This is a genomic window from Nocardioides ginsengisoli, assembly GCF_039537225.1.
In the GTDB taxonomy this organism is placed as follows: Bacteria; Actinomycetota; Actinomycetes; order Propionibacteriales; family Nocardioidaceae; genus Nocardioides; species Nocardioides ginsengisoli.
On sequence record NZ_BAABAC010000023.1, the window covers coordinates 85,794 to 103,232 of the forward strand.

Annotated in this window: 17 protein-coding genes; 8 read left to right on the forward strand and 9 right to left on the reverse strand. The window is 71.4% G+C overall.

From position 1 onward, the window contains the following. Positions 1 to 101: 101 nt before the first annotated feature. Complete coding sequence (locus tag AB4880_RS11945) at positions 102 to 1,247, reverse strand: acyl-CoA dehydrogenase family protein (protein ID WP_367919462.1); 1,146 nt, start codon at positions 1,245 to 1,247, stop codon at positions 102 to 104. Between the two features lie 112 nt (positions 1,248 to 1,359). On the opposite strand from AB4880_RS11945, the gene AB4880_RS11950 reads away from it, so the two are divergent. From AB4880_RS11950 to AB4880_RS11960, 3 genes are all read left to right on the forward strand, one after another. Beyond that, a complete protein-coding gene (locus AB4880_RS11950; RefSeq protein WP_367919463.1) occupies positions 1,360 to 1,989 on the forward strand; it encodes a PadR family transcriptional regulator in 630 nt (209 codons plus the stop codon). Between the two features lie 248 nt (positions 1,990 to 2,237). Then, positions 2,238 to 3,272 carry an ATP-binding cassette domain-containing protein gene (locus AB4880_RS11955; RefSeq protein WP_367919464.1) on the forward strand — a complete coding sequence of 345 codons (1,035 nt, stop codon included), beginning with the start codon at positions 2,238 to 2,240 and terminating at the stop codon, positions 3,270 to 3,272. Continuing rightward, a complete protein-coding gene (locus tag AB4880_RS11960) occupies positions 3,269 to 4,021 on the forward strand; it encodes an ABC transporter permease (protein ID WP_367919465.1) in 753 nt (250 codons plus the stop codon). Before AB4880_RS11955 ends, AB4880_RS11960 begins: the two co-directional genes overlap by 4 nt. A 13-nt stretch (positions 4,022 to 4,034) precedes the next feature. On the opposite strand, the gene AB4880_RS11965 is transcribed toward AB4880_RS11960, so the two are convergent. Beyond that, positions 4,035 to 6,212, reverse strand: a complete 2,178-nt coding sequence (locus AB4880_RS11965) for an MMPL family transporter (protein ID WP_367919466.1) — start codon at positions 6,210 to 6,212, stop codon at positions 4,035 to 4,037. Positions 6,213 to 6,326: 114 nt separating this feature from the next. Between AB4880_RS11965 and AB4880_RS11970 the strand changes: the two genes are divergently transcribed. Continuing rightward, positions 6,327 to 7,088, forward strand: coding sequence for a TetR/AcrR family transcriptional regulator (locus AB4880_RS11970; RefSeq protein ID WP_367919467.1), 762 nt, complete (start codon positions 6,327 to 6,329; stop codon positions 7,086 to 7,088). 33 nt (positions 7,089 to 7,121) lie between these two features. On the opposite strand, the gene cobB is transcribed toward AB4880_RS11970, so the two are convergent. Next, positions 7,122 to 7,814, reverse strand: coding sequence for a Sir2 family NAD+-dependent deacetylase (gene cobB / locus AB4880_RS11975; protein ID WP_367919468.1), 693 nt, complete (start codon positions 7,812 to 7,814; stop codon positions 7,122 to 7,124). Between the two features lie 166 nt (positions 7,815 to 7,980). Here cobB and AB4880_RS11980 point away from each other — a divergent pair, with 166 nt between their 5' ends. From AB4880_RS11980 to AB4880_RS11995, 4 genes are read left to right on the forward strand one after another with little or no spacing between them, the layout of a single operon-like run. After that, a complete protein-coding gene (locus AB4880_RS11980) occupies positions 7,981 to 8,241 on the forward strand; it encodes a hypothetical protein (protein ID WP_367919469.1) in 261 nt (86 codons plus the stop codon). Next, positions 8,241 to 9,626, forward strand: a complete 1,386-nt coding sequence (locus AB4880_RS11985; protein ID WP_367919470.1) for a DUF4331 domain-containing protein — start codon at positions 8,241 to 8,243, stop codon at positions 9,624 to 9,626. The genes AB4880_RS11980 and AB4880_RS11985 overlap by 1 nt, the downstream gene beginning before the upstream one ends. A gap of 8 nt (positions 9,627 to 9,634) precedes the next feature. Further along, a complete protein-coding gene (locus tag AB4880_RS11990; RefSeq protein WP_367919471.1) occupies positions 9,635 to 9,964 on the forward strand; it encodes a hypothetical protein in 330 nt (109 codons plus the stop codon). Positions 9,965 to 10,002: 38 nt separating this feature from the next. Further along, the gene (locus tag AB4880_RS11995) at positions 10,003 to 10,617 is read left to right on the forward strand and encodes a class I SAM-dependent methyltransferase (RefSeq protein WP_367919472.1); all 615 of its coding nucleotides are present in this window, start codon (positions 10,003 to 10,005) and stop codon (positions 10,615 to 10,617) included. Positions 10,618 to 10,633: 16 nt separating this feature from the next. Here AB4880_RS11995 and AB4880_RS12000 read toward each other — a convergent pair whose 3' ends face one another. From AB4880_RS12000 to AB4880_RS12025, 6 genes are read right to left on the reverse strand one after another with little or no spacing between them, the layout of a single operon-like run. Then, a complete protein-coding gene (locus AB4880_RS12000; protein WP_367919473.1) occupies positions 10,634 to 11,800 on the reverse strand; it encodes an acyl-CoA dehydrogenase family protein in 1,167 nt (388 codons plus the stop codon). Positions 11,801 to 11,833: 33 nt separating this feature from the next. Then, positions 11,834 to 12,985: an acyl-CoA dehydrogenase family protein gene (locus AB4880_RS12005; protein WP_367919474.1), complete on the reverse strand. Its 1,152-nt coding sequence runs from the start codon at positions 12,983 to 12,985 to the stop codon at positions 11,834 to 11,836. Next, positions 12,985 to 13,863: a 3-hydroxyacyl-CoA dehydrogenase family protein gene (locus AB4880_RS12010; RefSeq protein WP_367919475.1), complete on the reverse strand. Its 879-nt coding sequence runs from the start codon at positions 13,861 to 13,863 to the stop codon at positions 12,985 to 12,987. Before AB4880_RS12010 ends, AB4880_RS12005 begins: the two co-directional genes overlap by 1 nt. Next, positions 13,860 to 14,636, reverse strand: a complete 777-nt coding sequence (locus tag AB4880_RS12015) for an enoyl-CoA hydratase/isomerase family protein (protein ID WP_367919476.1) — start codon at positions 14,634 to 14,636, stop codon at positions 13,860 to 13,862. The genes AB4880_RS12010 and AB4880_RS12015 overlap by 4 nt, the downstream gene beginning before the upstream one ends. Further along, entirely contained in the window at positions 14,636 to 15,811 is a 1,176-nt protein-coding gene (pcaF, locus tag AB4880_RS12020) for a 3-oxoadipyl-CoA thiolase (protein WP_367919477.1), read from the reverse strand. The genes AB4880_RS12015 and pcaF overlap by 1 nt, the downstream gene beginning before the upstream one ends. Beyond that, a complete protein-coding gene (locus tag AB4880_RS12025) occupies positions 15,808 to 17,433 on the reverse strand; it encodes an AMP-binding protein (RefSeq protein WP_367919478.1) in 1,626 nt (541 codons plus the stop codon). Before AB4880_RS12025 ends, pcaF begins: the two co-directional genes overlap by 4 nt. Positions 17,434 to 17,439 lie beyond the last annotated feature (6 nt).

Sequence of the window (17,439 nt, forward strand, 5' to 3'; positions counted from 1 at the left end):
TGCTGCGCCGGACTTCCTGACGGAAACTGGCGCTTCCTGACGGTTGCAACCGTCAGGAAGCGCAGGAATCCCCGCTGAAGCGGGGATTCCTGCACCCGCGCTCAGAGGCCCAGGTCGCGCCCGATCAGCTCCTTCATGATCTCGTTCGAGCCCGCCCAGATCTTCGTGACGCGCGCGTCGCGCCAGGCGCGGGCGACGCGGTACTCGTTCATGAAGCCGTAGCCGCCGTGCAGCTGCACGCAGTGGTCGAGGACCTCCGACTGCACCTGCGAGGAGTACCACTTGGCCTTGGCCGCGTCGATCGCGGTGAGCCGCTTCTCCGAGTGCGCGAGGACGCACTTGTCGATGTAGGCCTCGGCGACCTCGATCCGGGTGACCAGGTCGGCCAGCAGGAACTTGTTGTGCTGGAAGGTGCCGATCGGGGCGCCGAAGGCCTGGCGCTCCTTGGCGTACTGGATGGTCTCGGTGAGGATCTGCTTGGCGTGCGCGACGTTGGCGACGGCGCAGCCGAGGCGCTCCTGCGGGAGCTTCTGCATCATGTGGATGAAGCCCATGTTGAGCTCGCCGATGATCTCGGCGTCGGTGACCCGCACGTTCTCGAAGAAGAGCTCGGCGGTGTCGGACTCCTCCATGCCGACCTTGTCGAGCTTGCGGCCGCGGCTGAAGCCCTCGGCGGTCGCCTCGATGCCGAAGAGGGTGATGCCCTTGGGGCCCTTCTCGGGGTCGGTGCGGACGGCGGTGACGAAGAGGTCGCCGGAGTAGCCGTTGGTGATGAACGTCTTCGACCCGTTGATCACCCAGGAGTCGCCGTCGCGGACCGCGGTGGTCTTCAGCGCGGCGAGGTCGGAGCCGCCGGACGGCTCGGTCATGCCGATGCCGAGGAGGATCTCGCCGGATACGACGCCCGGGAGCCAGCGCTGCTTCTGCTCCTCGGTGCCGAGCTCGACGATGTACGGCGCGGTGATGTCGGCGTGGATGCCGTGACAGGTGGGGTACGCCGCGCCGACCTTCGCGAGCTCCTCCTGGAGGATCGCGTTGAACCGGAAGTCGCCGGCCTCCGCGCCGCCGTACTGCTCCGGGACCTCGAGACCGAGCAGGCCCTGCTTGCCGGCCTCGAGCCAGAACTCGCGCGGCAGCGCCTTCGCGGCGATGTGCTCCTCGGTGTGGGGCAGGACCGAGCGGTCCACGAACTCCTTGACGGACGCCCGGAAGGCCTCGTGGTCCTCGTCGTAGATGTCACGCTTCATGGCGCGGACTCTACTCGCGAGTCACATAGCGGGTCGTTGTCCCCGAGCACAACAAAATCCGTCGGGGGATGGGTCCCGCGCCCAGCCCGGGCGGTCCTTCTAGACTCCGGTCATGGCCGCGCACGACACCCGCCTGCTGCTGCTGGGCGCCGTCGCGCTGTTCGAGCCGGTCAACGGCTACCAGATCCGGCGCGAGCTGCTGTCGTGGCAGGTCGACGAGTGGGCGCACCTCAACCCCGGCTCGATCTACAACGGGCTGAGCACGCTGACCCGGCAGGGCCACCTGGTCCGCCACGACCTCGTCGACGGCGGGCGCCCGGTCGCGGTCTACGAGCTCACCGACTCCGGCCGCGCCGAGCTCGAGCAGCTGGCGGTCGCCGGCCTCGAGGACGTCAGCCTGGTCGACCGGACGGCGTTCAGCGCCGCCTTCGGCCTGCTGCCGCTGGTGCCCACCGACCAGGCGCTGCGCTCGCTGATCCGGCGCCGAGTGGCGCTGGAGGAGATCGTCGCCCAGCTCGCCACGCCCGCCGCGCCGGCCGAGGCGCCGCCCCACGCGCTGCGCACGATCGTGATGTGGCTCGACCTCGCGGTCGCCGAGCTGGGCTGGCTGCGCGAGACCATCGAGCAGCTCAAGAAGGGCGAGCTGCGGCTCGACACCTCGACCTGGACGCCGCCGGCCGACGACGCGGGCTGGCAGATGAACGCCGACCGCGAGCGCTACCGCTCGCTGCTGCACCGCTGACCCATCCGCGGGCGAACACTCCCTGGGGGCGATCCCCTCGTCCCACCCGGCATTCCTGTCCTGATTCCGGCCGATTCGGGACCCGAATGCCGGGTGAGACACGTCCCCCGTGAGCCGCGCGCACCCAAACCGATGAGTCACTGTCGGTGGCATGGTCTGTGATGGAGACGAAGCGCGGGGGCGTTTGACACCGGCATGTTCAATATTGAACACTCGCCGAATTCAACCTTGACTACGAGGGGACCCAGATGATCGAAGCACGAGGCCTCGTGCAGACCTTCCACACCGGACAGGGCAAGCAGAAGCGAGAGGTCCACGCCGTCCGCGGCGTCGACCTCGACGTCGCCGAGGGCGAGGTGGTCGGCTTCCTCGGGCCCAACGGCGCGGGCAAGACCACGACGCTGCGGATGCTCACGACGCTGCTGCGCCCGACCGCCGGCACCGCGACGGTGGCCGGCTTCGACGTGGCGACCCAGGCGGTCGACGTACGACGCAGCATCGGCTACTGCTCGCAGGTCGGCTCGACCTTCTCCGGCGCCTACGCCGGCGACGAGGTCGTCGACCACGGGATGCTCTACGGGATGTCGAAGAAGGCGGCCGTCGCCAAGGGCGAGGAGCTCTTCGGCAAGCTGCAACTCGAGGGGCTGTGGCGGCGGATGCCGAAGAACATGTCGGGCGGGCAGAAGCGCCGCCTCGACATCGCGATGGCGCTGATCCACTCGCCGTCGCTGGTGTTCCTCGACGAGCCGACCACCGGCCTCGACCCGCAGGCGCGGATCAACCTCTGGCAGCACATCGCCGACCTGCGCACCAAGGAGGGCGCCACCGTCTTCCTCACCACCCACTACCTCGACGAGGCTGACGCGCTCGCCGACCGGATCGTGATCATCGACAAGGGCGAGATCGTCGCCAGCGACACCGCCGACAACCTCAAGGCCGCCGTCGCCGGCGACCTGGTCGACCTCGAGGTGAGCGCCGACGAGCAGGTCGCGATCACCCGCGACAAGCTCGCCTCGATCAGCAGCGACGTCGAGGTCGAGGGCCACCACGTCCGCGGCCGGGTCGCGCGCGCCGGCAAGGCGGTGCCCGGGCTGCTCCGCGACCTCGACAACGCGGGCGTCTCGCTCGAGTCGATCGAGGTCGTGCGCCCCACCCTCGACGACGTCTTCCTCACCCTCACCGGCCGCTCGCTGCGCGACGCGGAGGCCGCGGCCGACGGCGACGGCGCCGCCGGCGACGACGCCGCCCAGCCGGCCGCGACCCCCGAAGGAGCCTCGGCATGAGCACGTTCTTCCGCGAGTCCTGGATCGTCTTCAACCGCCAGCTGCGGATGAACCTGCGCAACCCCGCGTGGGTGATCATCGGCATGCTGCAGCCGGTCCTCTACCTGCTGCTCTTCGGCCCGCTGCTCGAGCCGGTCATCGCCCAGCTGGGCGGCAACAAGTACACCTGGTTCGTGCCCGGCATGCTCGTCCAGCTCGGCATCTTCGGCGCCTTCTTCGCCGGCTTCTCGCTCATCGGCGAGTGGCGCGAGGGCGTCATCGAGGCCGAGCGGGTCACCCCCGCCCATCGCTCCGCGCTGCTCTTCGGCCGGCTCTACCGCGACCTGCTCCAGCTCCTCGTGCAGGCGCTGATCCTCGTCGTCCTCGGCCTGGTCCTCGGCATGGACGCCTCCTTCGGCGGCATCGTGCTCGGCGTCGTCCTCACCCTGATGCTCGGTGGCGCCTGCGCGGCGGCGTCCAATGCGCTCGCGCTCACCACCAAGAGCGAGGACGTGATGGCGCCGGTCATCAACCTGGTGATGATGCCGGTGCTGCTGCTCAGCGGGATCCTGCTGCCGATGACCTTCGGCAAGGAGTGGCTGCAGCGGCTGAGCGACTTCATGCCGATCAAGCACGTCGTCGACGCGGTCCGCGCCGCCTTCTTCGGCGACTACGACTCCTCGATGCTGTGGGGCGTCGGCTGGACGGTGGCGCTCTTCGCGCTCGCCGTGTGGTGGGGCACCTCGGTCTTCAAGAAGGAGAACGCCTGACCGTCGCCACCGCTCAGGCGCCGGCCGCGACAGGCTCTCGCTCGCCCCCGGCCGGCGCCGCGTCGGCCCGGCCCTCGGCCTCTCCCTCGCGGAACCCGTAGCGCGCCCACCACCGGGCCAGCGGTCCGGGCGCCCACCAGTTCCAGCGGCCGAGCAGCTTCATCGTGGCCGGCACCAGCAGGGCCCGGACGACGGTCGCGTCGACGAGGATCGCGACCAGCATGCCGATGCCCATCATCTTCATGAACACCACGCCGCTGAGGCTGAAGGCGCCGATGACGACGGCGAGCAGCAGGGCCGCGCTGGTGATGATCCGGCCGGTCTTCTGCACGCCGGTCTGGACGGCGAGGTCGTTGTCGCCGGTCGCGTCCCACTGCTCGCGGACCCGTGACAGCAGGAAGACCTCGTAGTCCATCGACAGCCCGAAGAGCACAGCCAGCATCACGATCGGGTTGGTCATGTCCAGGAAGCCCTGCGGCGTGAAGCCGAGCAGGCTCGCGAGGTGGCCGTCGCTGAAGATCCACGTGACCACGCCGAAGGAGGCGGTGATCGAGAAGGCGTTCATCAGCACCGCCTTGAGCGGCAGCACCACCGAGCCGAAGGCGAGGAACAGGAGCAGCAGCATCACGCCGACCACGATCACGACCATCAGCGGCAGGTGGTCGCCGACCGACTGCGCCAGGTCGACGGTGTCGGCGGTGAGCCCGCCGACCAGCGCGTCGGCGTCGCCCGGCGCGGGGACGGCGCGCAGGTCGCGGACCACCTGCTGCGACGCCTCGCTCTGGCTGTTGCCCTGCCACGCGGCACGCAGCAGCGTGGTGTCGCCCTCCGTCGCCACCGGCCGTACGTCGACCACGCCCGGCACCCGCTCCAGCTCGCTCGTGTACGACGCGACGCCCGCCTGGTCGGCGCCCTTCAGCAGGATGTTGGCGGTCGAGCGCTCCGGGCCGAACTCGCGGTTGAGCCGCTCCGAGGCGACGTGCGAGGGGGTGTCGCTGGGCAGCACCCGGTAGTCGACGCTCCCCCACTTCACGCCGAGGAAGGGTGAGGCGACGGCGAGCAGGACGACGGTCACCGCGGCGGCGACGACGATCGGGCGCCGCATCACGCCGCGCGCCAGCCGCGCCCAGGCGCCGCTGTCACCCTCGGCCGCGGTCGAGCGCGGCAGCAGCGGAATCCGGCCGGCGTCGATGCGCTTGCCGAGGACGGCGAGGGTCGCGGGCAGCACGGTCAGCGCGGCGACCATGGCGATCAGGACGGCCGCGATGCCGCCGTAGCCGATCGACTTGAGGAAGGTCTGCGGGAAGACCAGCAGCGAGCTCATCGCCGCGGCGACGGTCAGCGCGGAGAAGGCGACGGTGCGCCCGGCGGTGCTCATCGTGCGCACCAGCGCCCGCGTCGTGTCGTCGGGGGCCTTGGCGATCTCCTCGCGGAAGCGGGACACGACGAAGAGGGCGTAGTCGATCGCGAGGCCGAGCCCGAGCAGGGTGATGATGTTGGGCGCGAAGATCGAGACGTCGACGAGGTGGTTGAGCCCGGCGACCGTCGCCCGGGCGCCGAGGACGGCGACCGCGCCGACGAGCAGCGGCATCAGCGCGGCCACCACGCTGCGAAAGATGATCAGCGACAAGATGAGCACGACCGGCATCGAGACCAGCTCGGCGCGCAGCAGGTCGGACTTGGTCTCGCGGTTGACGTCGGAGTAGACGGCGTAGGGGCCGGCGAAGGCGGTGTGCAGGCTGCTCTTCTCGACGACCGGGCGCAGCTCGGCGAAGGAGTCGATGAAGTCGTTCTGGCTGGTGCCGGCGAGCGAGACGTAGACGGCGGTGGCGTGGCCGTCCTTGCTGACCATGGCGGGGTCGCGGACGTCGTACCAGGTGGCGACGGAGACCACGCTGTCGCGCGGGATGGCGGCGACGGTGCGCTGCACCTCCCGCTCGAAGGCCGCGTCGCTCACCGACTCGTCGTCGCTGCTGAAGAGCACGATCGCGTCGATGGAGCGGTTGCCGAAGGTGGCTCGCTCGGCGGTCAGCTCGCGCGCCGACTGCGTGCCGGGGTCGTCGAATCCGCCCGCGGCGAGCTTGTCCTCCAGGCCGACGCCCGCGATCGCCGCCAGCGCGGTGACCCCGAGCCCGACGAGCAGGACGGCGATCGCACGTCGTACGACCAGCGCACCCCATCGCTCGAACATGGCGGCTCCTCCGGGCGGTCTGTGAAACCTCGTCAGTTTCGTTAACGCCGTTAACCGTAAACGGTGTAAACTCACCTCGTCAAGCGCTCCGCCCCACCGATCTCGAGGAGTCCCGTGCCGCAGCTGCGCGCGCCCGCCACCCGCCGCGAACGCCAGCGCGAGGCGACGTACGACGAGATCGTGCAGGTCTCCACCCAGCTCCTCGAGGAGGGCGCCGACCTCTCCCTGCGCGCGGTCGCGAGCCGGATGGGCATGACCGCGCCGGCGCTCTACCGCTATGTCGCCAACCACCAGCAGCTGGTCGACCTGGTCGCCTTCGAGCTCGACAAGGCGGCGACCGCGACCTGGGTCGAGGCGGCCTCCCGCTTCCCCGACGACGACCCCGCCGCCCGGCTGGCCGTCGCCTGCGCCCGCTTCCGGCAGTGGGCCCTGCTCCACCCGCGGCAGTTCGCCCTCGTGTTCGCCAACCCGACCGCCGAGGCCGACACCGAGCGCCGCGAGCTGCTCACCGTCTCGACGTCGGGGCACTACTTCACCGACCTGGTGTGGCAGATCTGGGAGCGCACCCGGTTCCCCTACCCGAGCCTCGACGAGCTCGACCCGGTGATCCGCGACGCCGTCCTCAACCCCCTGATCCCGGCCAAGTCCGACCACATCCCCCGCGACGACCGCGGCCTGCTGTGGATCTACATGCGCGCCTGGTCGGCGCTCTACGGCGTCGTCACCCTCGAGTCGACCGGACACTGCGACCCGCGGGTGATCGCGTCGGGTCAGCTCTTCCGCGCGACGATCGCCGACTGGCTGGGGCCGCTCGGGCTCGCCGACGACCGGGAGCGGCTACTCGCCATCATGGACGAAGAGCTGGCCGCCGGCTGAGGGGCGGCGGCGCCGACGCAGCCGGTCGCCGCATCAGGTCCAGAAGACCTCGCGCACCCAGGCGGGCACCAGGTCGCCGGCCCGCCCCTGCCGGGACTCGTGGAAGAAGTGGCTGCCCTCGCTCGGCTCCAGGTTGAGCTCGAGGGTGCGGGCGCCGTGGCGACGGGCGTGCTGGACGAAGCCGGCGGCCGGGTAGACCGCACCGGAGGTGCCGACGGAGACGAAGAGCGCGGCGTCGGAGAGGGCGTCGGCGATCCGGTCCATCTCGTAGGGGATCTCGCCGAACCAGACGACGTCGGGGCGCAGATCGGCGACCCCGCACTCGGGGCACGCCGGCTCGTCGGCGAGCGTCCCCGCCCACGGCACGACCTTGCCGCACGAGCGGCACATCGCCTTGAGCAGCTCGCCGTGCATGTGGATCACGTTGCGCGAGCCGGCCCGCTCGTGCAGGTCGTCGATGTTCTGGGTGACGATCAGCAGCCCGTCGCCGACCGTCTCCTCGAGCTCGGCGAGCGCCCGGTGCGCGGCATTCGGCTCCACCTTGGCGAGCGCCGCCCGGCGCTCGTCGTAGAACCGCTGGACCGTCGCCCGGTCGCGCTCGAAGCCCTCCGGCGTGGCGACGTCCTCGACCCGGTGGCCCTCCCAGAGACCGTCGGCGTCGCGGAAGGTCGGCACGCCGCTCTCCGCGGAGATGCCGGCACCGGTGAGGACGACGATCTGAGGCACGGTCGGAGGCTACCCGCCGAGCGGCGTCCGCGACGCGGTGGTCCGCGGTGGGCGTCCGCGAGGGTCGGGCAAAGCCACCATTTGGGGCTTGCCGCGGGCACCCGGGCGGAGTTGGTTGGTGAGCGACAGCGCTCGGGCAACCCCACCTCTCCCCGGGAGGGACAGCATGTCTCAACTCAGCCGCCGGACCTTCATGGTCCAGGCATCCCTCGCGGGAGCGGCCGCCGCGTCCGGCACCGCCGCCGTCCCGCTCCTGACCGGCGCCGCGCCGGTCGCCGTACCCGCCCCGACGACGTTCCTGCTGCACGTCCGCGACGTGCGCACCGGCGAGGTGGCCGTGCTGGCCGACGCGGAGGAGATCGTCTTCCGCGACAGCCGGCTGGTCGCGTCCCTGCTGCAGGCCCTGGCCCGGACCGGGAGGCAGTGATGTCCTCCCACCGCGAGGCACCGGAGATCGCCAAGGACCCGGTCGCCGACAGCACCGACCTCTACGCCTTCGTCAGCCCCGACCGGCCCGACACGGTCACGCTGATCGCCAACTACATCCCGCTCGAGGCACCCGACGGCGGCCCCAACTTCTACGAGTTCGGCGACGACGTCCGCTACGCGATCCACATCGACAACGACGGCGACGGGCACCCCGACGTCACCTACGAGCTCCGGTTCCGCAGCGAGGTGCACGACCCGGAGACCTTCCTCTACAACACCGGGCCGATCACCTCGCTCGACAGCCCCAACTGGAACCGGCGCCAGCACTACACCGTCACCCGGGTCAGCGGCTACGGCGAGCACGCCGTACGGCGGGTCCTCGCGACCGATCTGGCCTGCCCGCCCTGCAACATCGGGCCGCGCTCGACGCCCCACTACGCCGCGCTCGCGGCCGCCGCGATCCACCCGCTGCCCGGCGGCCGCCGGGTGTTCGCGGGCCAGCGGCAGGAGGGCTTCTACGTCGACCTCGGCTCGATCTTCGACCTCGGCGCGCTGCGCCCGTTCCAGAACCTGCACCTGATCCCGATGGCCGCCGCCCCCGGCATCAACGGGACGCAGTTCACCAACGTCCACAGCATCGCGCTCCAGGTGCCGATCACCGACCTCACCCGCGGGCACGTGCGGCCGACGGGCGTCAGCGACAACCGCGCCGTCATCGGCGTCTGGACCGCGGCCTACCGTCGCAAGGCGATCATCCGCCAGGGCGCCGAGCCGGACGTCGAGTCCGGGCCGTGGGTCCAGGTCTCCCGGCTCGGCAACCCGCTGTTCAACGAGGTGATCGTCCCGATGGGCGACAAGGACCGGTGGAACGCGCTGCCGCCGTCCGCGGACGCCGCGTTCGCGAAGTACGTCGCGCATCCCGAGCTCGCCCGTCTCATCCCGGTGCTCTACCCGGGCGTCTTCCCGAACCTCGCCGGACTGACGGCGGCGCGCGCCGACCTGATGGCGATCCTGCTCACCGGCCTGCCCACCGGCGTGATCCCCGGCTTCCAGAACTTCACCGGCCCACGCCCGGCGGACCTGCTCCGGCTCAATGTCGCGGTGCCGCCGGCGACGAAGCCCTCGATCCTCGGGATCCTCGGGGGCGATCTCGCCGGCTTCCCCAACGGACGCCGGGTGCGCGACGACGTGACGACCATCGAGCTGCGGGCCATCGCCGGGGCGACGTACCCCCTGGTGAACGCGTCGTACACGCCCGACGCGGCGGCCGGCGTCGTCACCGACGGCCTGACCGACTCGCAGGCCGGCAGCCACGTGTCGTACCTCGACACCTTCCCCTTCCTCGGCACGCCGTTCTCCGGCTTCGAGCACCCCGCGGCGTGAGGAGAGCCGTGACGCACCTGCATCAGCACCCGCACTCCCACCAGCACGATGCCGGCCAGGGGCCGCCGGTCCTCGACATCGGCGGCGACGTCGGCGCCCTGGTGCTGCTCACCGACGAGAGCTATGTCGGGCGCGAGATCGAGATCAGCCCGCTGGCCGCGCCGGAGGCGCGGACGCACACCGCGATCCACCTCCGCTCGGCCGGCGGCCGGACCTTCGGCGCCGGCGTCTACCCGGCCCTGACCGAAGGCCGCTACCGGGTCCACGGCGACCGCCCGGATCTCCCGTCCGACGTGGAGATCCGGGGCGGCGAGGTCACCCGGCTCGACTGGCGCTGAGTAGACGACTCACGCCCCACCCACACCGAGGAGTACGCATGGGTCTCTACGCAGACCGGGTGCTGCCGCACATCATCAACGTCGCCTGCGGCACGAAGTACGAGAAGCCGAACCGCGCCCGCGTGGCGGAGGGCCTGCACGGCGAGGTCGTCGAGATCGGGTTCGGCTCCGGGCTGAACGTGCCCTTCTATCCGACCGACCTGCGCCGCGTCGCCGCGGTCGAGCCCGCCGACCTCGGCTGGCGGCTGGCGCAGGACCGGCTCGGGGACAGCCCGGTCCCGGTCGAGCGGGCCGGCCTCGACGGGCAGCACCTGCCGTTCGCCGACGACAGCTTCGACACCGCCCTGTCGACCTGGACGCTGTGCACCATCCCGGACGCCGTCCAGGCATTGCGCGAGGTGGGCCGCGTGCTCCGCCCCGGCGGCACCCTCCACTTCGTCGAGCACGGCCTCGCCCCCGACGCGGGCGTGGTGACCTGGCAGCGCCGGCTCGAGCCGGTGCAGAAGCGGCTCTTCGGCGGGTGCCACCTGACCCGCGACATCCCGGCGCTGATCGAGGAGGCCGGGTTGCAGATCAAGGAGCTGGACCGGTTCTACGGCGAGGGCGGGCCGAGGGTGTTCACGGCGTACTACCTGGGGGTGGCGGCTGCCTGAGACCGAGAAGCCGCTCCTAGCGGAAGGCCGCCTCGCCGGTCAGCGCCCGCCCGATGACGAGCTGGTGCACCTCGCTGGTGCCCTCATAGGTCAGCACCGACTCGAGGTTGTTGGCGTGCCTCATGATCGGGTACTCGAGCGTGATGCCCGCCGCGCCGAGGATGGTGCGGCACTCGCGGGCGATCGCGATGGCCTCGCGCACGTTGTTGAGCTTGCCGAGGCTGACCTGGTCGGGGTGGAGGCGGCCGGCGTCCTTGAGCCGGCCGAGGTGGACGGCGAGCAGCATCCCCTTGCCGAGCTCGAGCGACATGTCAGCGAGCTTGGCCTGGGTGAGCTGGAAGGCGGCGAGCGGGCGGTCGAAGATCTCGCGGTCCTTGGCGTAGGCGATGGCGGTCTCGATGCTGTCGCGCGCAGCGCCGAGGGCGCCGAACACGATGCCGAAACGCGCCTCGTCGAGGCACGACAGCGGGCCCCGCAGCCCGCGCACCTCCGGGAAGACGGCGCTGTCGGGCAGCCGCACGCCGTCGAGCACCAGCTCGGAGGTCACCGACGCGCGCAGCGACATCTTCTTCTTGATCTCCGGCGCCGAGAAGCCCGGCGTGTCCGTCGGCACGACGAACCCGCGGATCCCCTCGTCGGTCTGCGCCCACACCACGGCGACGTCGGCGACCGAGCCGTTGGTGATCCACATCTTGTTGCCCGTCAGCACCCAGCCGTCGCCGTCCCGCACCGCGCGGGTGCGCAGGCCGGCGGGGTTCGAGCCGAAGTCGGGCTCGGTCAGGCCGAAGCAGCCGATCGCCTCGCCCGCGGCCATCCGTGGCAGCCACTCCTCCTTCTGCTCCTCGCTCCCCCACTTCCAGATCGCGAACATCGCCAGCGAGCCCTGGACCGAGACCAGCGAGCGCAGGCCCGAGTCGGCCGCCTCGAGCTCCAGACAGGCCAGCCCGTATGCCGTCGCGCTGGTGCCCGCGCAGCCGTAGCCGTCGAGGTGCATGCCGAGCACGCCGAGCTTGCCGAGGTCGAGGGCCAGCTCTCGAGCGGGGATGGTGGCCGACTCGTACCAGTCGGCGAGGTGCGGCTTGATCCGCGACTCGACGAAGGAGCGCACGGTGTCGCGCATCGCGATCTCCTCCTCGTCGAGGAGATGGTCGATGTCGAAGAGCTCGAAGGGTGCCTGAGGCATGGGGATCACTTCCTGTCGCAGCGGATCTGGAGGTCAGAGGAATGCCGAGATGCCGGTCTCGGCGCGGCCGATGAGCAGCTTCTGGATCTGGCTGGTGCCCTCGTAGAGGGTCATCACGCGGGCGTCGCGCATGTACTTCTGCACCGGGTACTCGTCGACGTACCCGTAGCCGCCGAAGGCCTGGATGGCCAGGTTGGCGGCCTTCACGGCCGCCTCCGAGGCGAAGTACTTCGCCTTCGACGCCTCGGTCGCGAACGGGATGCCGCGCTCGATCAGGTCGGCGGCCCGCCAGGTGAGCAGCCGCGCGGCATCGGCGTCGATCGAGATCTCGGCGATCATGTCCTGGATCATCTGGAAGGAAGCGAGCGGCCGGCCGAACTGCTGGCGCTCCTTGCTGTAGGCCACCACCGCCTCCAGGCAGCCCTGGATGATGCCGGTGCAGCCGGCGCCGACGGAGACCCGCCCCTTGTCGAGCGACTTCATGGCGAGCTTGAAGCCCTCGCCCTCCTCGCCGACGAGAGCGTCGGCGGGCACCCGGACGTTGTCGAAGCCGAGCTCGGCGGTCGCCTGGCCGCGCAGGCCGAGCTTGCCGTGGATCTCGGTACGGGTGAAGCCGGGCGCGTCGGTCGGGACGAGGAACGCCGAGACGCCCTTGGGGCCGGGCTCCCCGGTGCGCGCGAAGACCAGGCAGACGTCGGCCCAGGTGCCGTTGGTGATGAAGATCTTCGAGCCGGTGATCAGGTAGTCGTCGCCGTCGCGGACCGCGCGGGTCTTGAGGTTGCCCGCATCGGATCCGGTGTCGGGCTCGGTCAGGCCGAAGCAGCCGAGCTTGGTGCCGGTCGCAATGCCGGGCAGCCACTCCTGCTTCTGCGCCTCGGTGCCGTGCTCGAGCACGATCTTGCCGAACAGGCCCATCGAGACCGACACGATGCCGCGGACGGCCGAGTCGGCGCGACCCAGCTCCTCCATGCCGATGCAGTAGGTGATGTAGTCGCCGCCGATACCGCCGTACTCCTCCGGGATGGTGAGCCCGAAGAACCCGATCTCGCCCAGCTTGGGGATGATCGCGGTGTCGACCGCCTCGCGGCGGTCCCACTCGGCGCGGTAGGGCACCACCTCGTTGTCGAGGAACTCGCGAGCCAGCTTGCGGAAGCCGATCTGGTCCTCGGTGAGCGTCAGGTCCATCAGTCGTCTCCCTGCTCGTCGTTCTCGTAGGTGTAGAAGCCCCGGCCGGTCTTGCGGCCGAGGTGTCCCGCCGCGACGAGCATCCGCACGGTGGCGGACGGCGCGTCGGCGGGGTCGCCGGTCTCGTCGTACCGGGCCTGCTTGGTGAGGTAGCCGATGTCGATCCCGGTCAGGTCCATCAGCTCGAAGGGCCCCATCGGGTAGCCCAGCGCGGTGCGGCAGGCGGTGTCGATCGCCTCGACGGTGGCGTAGCCGCCCTCGAGCAGCCGGATCGCCTCGTCGCGGACGGCGTTGAGGATCCGGTTGGCGACGAAGCCGGGGATCTCGCGGTCGAGGACGACGGGCTGCTTGCCGATCCGCTCGACGAACCCGACCGCGGCGGCCATGGTCGCCTCCGAGGTCGCGGGCCCGCGCACCACCTCGACGCACCTCATCACCAGCGCCGGGTTGAAGAAGTGGAGATTGCAGAACCGGTCGGGCCGCATGGTGGCGCTCGCCATCGCCGACGGCACGAAGCTCGACGAGTTGCTCGCCAGGACGGTGCGCTCGGGGCAGCGGCGGTCGAGGTCGGCGAACAGCTGCCGCTTGACGTCGACCTTCTCGACGACCGCCTCGATGACCAGGTCGACGTCGGTGACCGGGTCCAGCTCGGCGGCGAAGCGGAGGCGGGCGAACGCCTGGCCCACCTCCTCGGGCGTCCGTCGTCCCTTGACGATCTGCTGGGCCATCCGGTCGCGCAGCTGACGCTCCGCCCGGGCGAGCACGTCGACGTCGACGTCGTGGAGTGCGACGTCGCAGCCGGCCAGCGCGGCGACCAGCGCGATCTGCGATCCCATCGCGCCCGCGCCGACCACGAGCACCGACTCGACGCCGGTCATCGCGCGCTCCACGACGGCGTCCGCTTCGCCAGGAACGCCTCGGCACCCTCGCGCTTGTCGTCGGTCGTGTAGAGCAGCGCCTGCGCCAGCCGCTCGACGACGAGTCCGGTGTGCTGGTCGGCGTCCATGCCCGAGCGGATCACCAGCTTGGCCAGGCGTACGGCGAGCGGCCCCTTCGCGAGGATCGCCCGCGCCAGCTCGCGCGCGGTGTCGAGCAGCGCGTCGGGCTCGGCGACGCGGGTCGCGAGCCCGGCGGCGAGGGCCTCGTCGGCGGTGAGCATCCGGCCGGTCAGCACCAGGTCGATCGCCAGCCCGGTGCCGACCAGGCGCGCCATCCGCTGGGTCCCGCCGGCGCCCGGGAGGACCGAGAGATTGGTCTCCGGCAGGCCGAAGCGGGCCGTGGTCGCGGCGATCCGGATGTCGCACGCCATCGCCAGCTCGCAGCCGCCGCCGAGGGCGTAGCCGTTGACGGCGGCGATCGTCGGCTTGGGGTAGGCCTCCACCTCGTCGTAGAGGCGCTGCATGTCGGACGCCAGCCCGGTGTGCAGGTCGTAGTGCTGCAGCTGGGCGATGTCGGCGCCCGCGACGAAGGCGCGGTCGCCGGCACCGGTGATCACCAGCGCACCCACCGTGTCGTCGTCGCGGAAGGCGTCGAGCACCGTGCGCAGGTCGTCCTGCACCTGGCGGCTGACCGCGTTGCGCACCTCCGGGCGGTTGATCGTCACCAGTGCGACGCCGTCGGCGACGTCGACCAGCAGGGTCTCGAGCTCCATCACGCCTCCTCCAGGAGCAGGGCGATGCCCTGCCCCACTCCGATGCACATCGTGGCGAGTGCGCGCCGTAGGCCGCGGCGCTGCAGCTCGAGCGCGGCGGTCAGCGCCAGCCGGCCCCCGCTCGCGCCGAGCGGGTGGCCGAGCGCGATCGCGCCGCCGTTGGGGTTGACCTGCTCGGCGTCGTCGGGCAAGCCGAGCTCGCGGGTCACCGCGAGCGCCTGCGCGGCGAACGCCTCGTTGAGCTCGATCAGGTCGAGGTCGGCGACGGTCAGGCCGGCGCGGACGAGCAGCTTGCGGGTCGCGGGAACCGGTCCGATGCCCATGATCCGCGGCGGCACCCCGGCGACGGCGGCGCCGCTCACCCGGGCCAGCGGCTGCATGCCGTAGGCCTCGACCGCGCGCCCCGACGCCAGCAGGACGGCGGCCGCGCCGTCGTTGACGCCCGACGAGTTGCCCGCGGTGATGCTGCCGCCGGGCACGATCGGACGCAGCGCAGCGAGCGCCTCGAGCGAGGTCGGGCGCGGGTGCTCGTCGGCATCGACCACCAGGGGCGCGATCTCGACGGCCAGCCGGCCGTCGGCCGCGGCCTTGGCGGCGCGCTCCTGCGAGCGCAGCGCGAAGGCGTCCTGGTCGTCGCGGCCGATCCCGCGCTCGGTCGCGAGATGCTGCGCGGTCGCCGGCATCGCGTCGACGCCGTACCGCTCGGCCAGGGCGGGGTTGACGAACCGCCAGCCGATCGTGGTGTCGTGCACCTCGGTCGACCGCGACCACGCCTTCCCCGCCTTCGGTACGACGAACGGCGCGCGGGTCATCGACTCGACACCGCCGGCGATCACCAGGTCCGCCTCGCCGGAGCGGATCATCCGCGCCCCCTGGGCGACCGCGTCGAGACCCGACCCGCACAGCCGGTTGACCGTGCCGCCGGGCACCTCGACCGGGAGACCGGCCAGCAGTGCGGCCATCCGCGCCACATTGCGGTTGTCCTCGCCGGCCTGGTTGGCGCAGCCGAGGAGCACGTCGTCGAGCAGCTCCCAGTCGACCCCGGCGTGGCGGGCGACGAGCTCGCGGACGACGTGGGCCGCCAGGTCGTCGGCACGGACCTCGGCCAGCGCGCCGCCGTACCGGCCGAAGGGAGTGCGGACGCCGTCGACCAGGTAGGCCGTCGCGGCGCTCACGCCCCGGCCACCCGGTCGCGCAGCTGGAACTTCTGGATCTTGCCGCTGGGCGTGCGGGGCAGCTCGTCGAGGACGAGCAGCTGCTCGGGCCAGTACTGCTTGGCCACGCCCTGCTCGGCCAGGAAGACCTGCATGTCCTCGAAGGTGAGCGAAGCGCCGGCGGTGAGGACGACGCAGGCACACGCCCGCTCCTGCAGCCGCGGGTCGGGCTTCGCCACGACGGCGACCGAGTCGATCGCCGGGTGCTCGTAGAGCGCGTTCTCGACGTAGGCGACCGGGATGTTCTCGCCGCCGCGGATGATGACGTCCTTGGTGCGGCCGGAGATGCGGAGGTAGCCGTCCTCGTCGACGTACGCCAGGTCGCCGGTGTCGAACCACGGCTCGCCGCCGTCGTCGGCGGGCACCAGCAGGGTGCGGGTCAGCTCGAGCCGCTCCGCGTAGCCGACGAAGAGGAACGGGCCGCGGACCTGCAGCGCGCCCTCGGTGCGCGGCGGCAGCACGCCGCCGTCCTCGCCGACGACGCGGATCTCCATGCCCGGCCAGGGATAGCCGTCGGTCTCGACGATCTTCTCCAGCGGGTCGCCGGGGATGCCGATCGTCACCAGCCCCTCCTCGGTCTGGCCCCAGCCGCCGACGACGACCAGTCCGGGCAGCCGCTCCCGCGCGGCGCGGACGACGGCCGGCGGGATCGGCGCGCCCATGCAGCAGAACCGCACGAGCGACGACAGGTCGTGGTCGGCGAGGTTCGGCGCGGCCAGCAGGTCGTGCAGGAAGGGCGTCGCGGCCGAGGTGTAGGTGATGCCGTGCCGGGCGACCAGCTCGACGAAGGTGGCGGCGTCCCAGACGTCCTGCAGCACGCAGGTCGCGCCGTTCTGGACGTTGAGGCGCGCGCCGTAGAGGAAGCCGGTGAGGTGCGCCAGCGTCGAGGCCATGTGCAGCACGCTGTCGCCGCTCACACCGAGCCGGGCCGGCAGCGGGTCGTTGGCCGCGACCATGGTGTGGTGGGTGTGCATGACGCCCTTGGGCTCACCGGTCGTGCCGCTGGTGAAGATGAGCAGGGTGACGTCGTCGGGGTCGGGCCGCAGGGCCTCGAGGCGCGCCGGGTCGACCCGCTCGTCCCAGGCGGTGTCGACGAGCTCGCTCCACGAGTCGTCGCCGACGACGAGCACGTCGACCGGCTGCGACCACCCGCCGCGCAGCCGCTCGACCATCGCCGGGTAGTCGAACCCGCGGAACTCGCTCGGCACCACGATCAGCCGCGACTTCGCGAGGCCCACCATGAAGCCGACCTCACGCTCGCGGTAGATCGGGATGAGCGGGTTGCTGATCGCGCCGATCCGCGAGGCGGCGTAGTGGATCACGATCCACTCGATCCAGTTGGGCAGCTGGAAGGAGATGACGTCGCCCGGGCGGATGCCACGCTCGACGAGGCCGAGCGCGACCCGGTCGACGAGTCGCCGCAGCTCGCCGTACGTGATCGCGCGGCGGCTGTCGACGAAGGCGACCTTGTCGGGCGTCGCCGCGGCATGCTCGTCGAGGAAGTCGGTGATCGTGCGGCCGCGCCAGTGGCCGGCGGCGGTCTCGCGAGCGATCCGCTCAGGAGTGAGAAGGGTGTCGAACACGACGGG

Bases quoted from the DNA above. Each gene is read 5' to 3' on its own strand.
- AB4880_RS12005 (WP_367919474.1), bottom strand. From the start codon at position 12,985: ATGGACCTGACGCTCACCGAGGACCAGATCGGCTTCCGCAAGCTGGCT.
- AB4880_RS11950 (WP_367919463.1), top strand. From the start codon at position 1,360: ATGGCCGCGCACGACACCCGCCTGCTGCTGCTGGGCGCCGTCGCGCTG.
- AB4880_RS12000 (WP_367919473.1), bottom strand. From the start codon at position 11,800: ATGCCTCAGGCACCCTTCGAGCTCTTCGACATCGACCATCTCCTCGAC.
- AB4880_RS11985 (WP_367919470.1), top strand. From the start codon at position 8,241: ATGTCCTCCCACCGCGAGGCACCGGAGATCGCCAAGGACCCGGTCGCC.
- AB4880_RS11980 (WP_367919469.1), top strand. From the start codon at position 7,981: ATGTCTCAACTCAGCCGCCGGACCTTCATGGTCCAGGCATCCCTCGCG.
- AB4880_RS11945 (WP_367919462.1), bottom strand. From the start codon at position 1,247: ATGAAGCGTGACATCTACGACGAGGACCACGAGGCCTTCCGGGCGTCC.
- AB4880_RS11965 (WP_367919466.1), bottom strand. From the start codon at position 6,212: ATGTTCGAGCGATGGGGTGCGCTGGTCGTACGACGTGCGATCGCCGTC.
- AB4880_RS11955 (WP_367919464.1), top strand. From the start codon at position 2,238: ATGATCGAAGCACGAGGCCTCGTGCAGACCTTCCACACCGGACAGGGC.
- AB4880_RS12010 (WP_367919475.1), bottom strand. From the start codon at position 13,863: ATGACCGGCGTCGAGTCGGTGCTCGTGGTCGGCGCGGGCGCGATGGGA.
- AB4880_RS11995 (WP_367919472.1), top strand. From the start codon at position 10,003: ATGGGTCTCTACGCAGACCGGGTGCTGCCGCACATCATCAACGTCGCC.
- AB4880_RS12015 (WP_367919476.1), bottom strand. From the start codon at position 14,636: ATGGAGCTCGAGACCCTGCTGGTCGACGTCGCCGACGGCGTCGCACTG.
- AB4880_RS11960 (WP_367919465.1), top strand. From the start codon at position 3,269: ATGAGCACGTTCTTCCGCGAGTCCTGGATCGTCTTCAACCGCCAGCTG.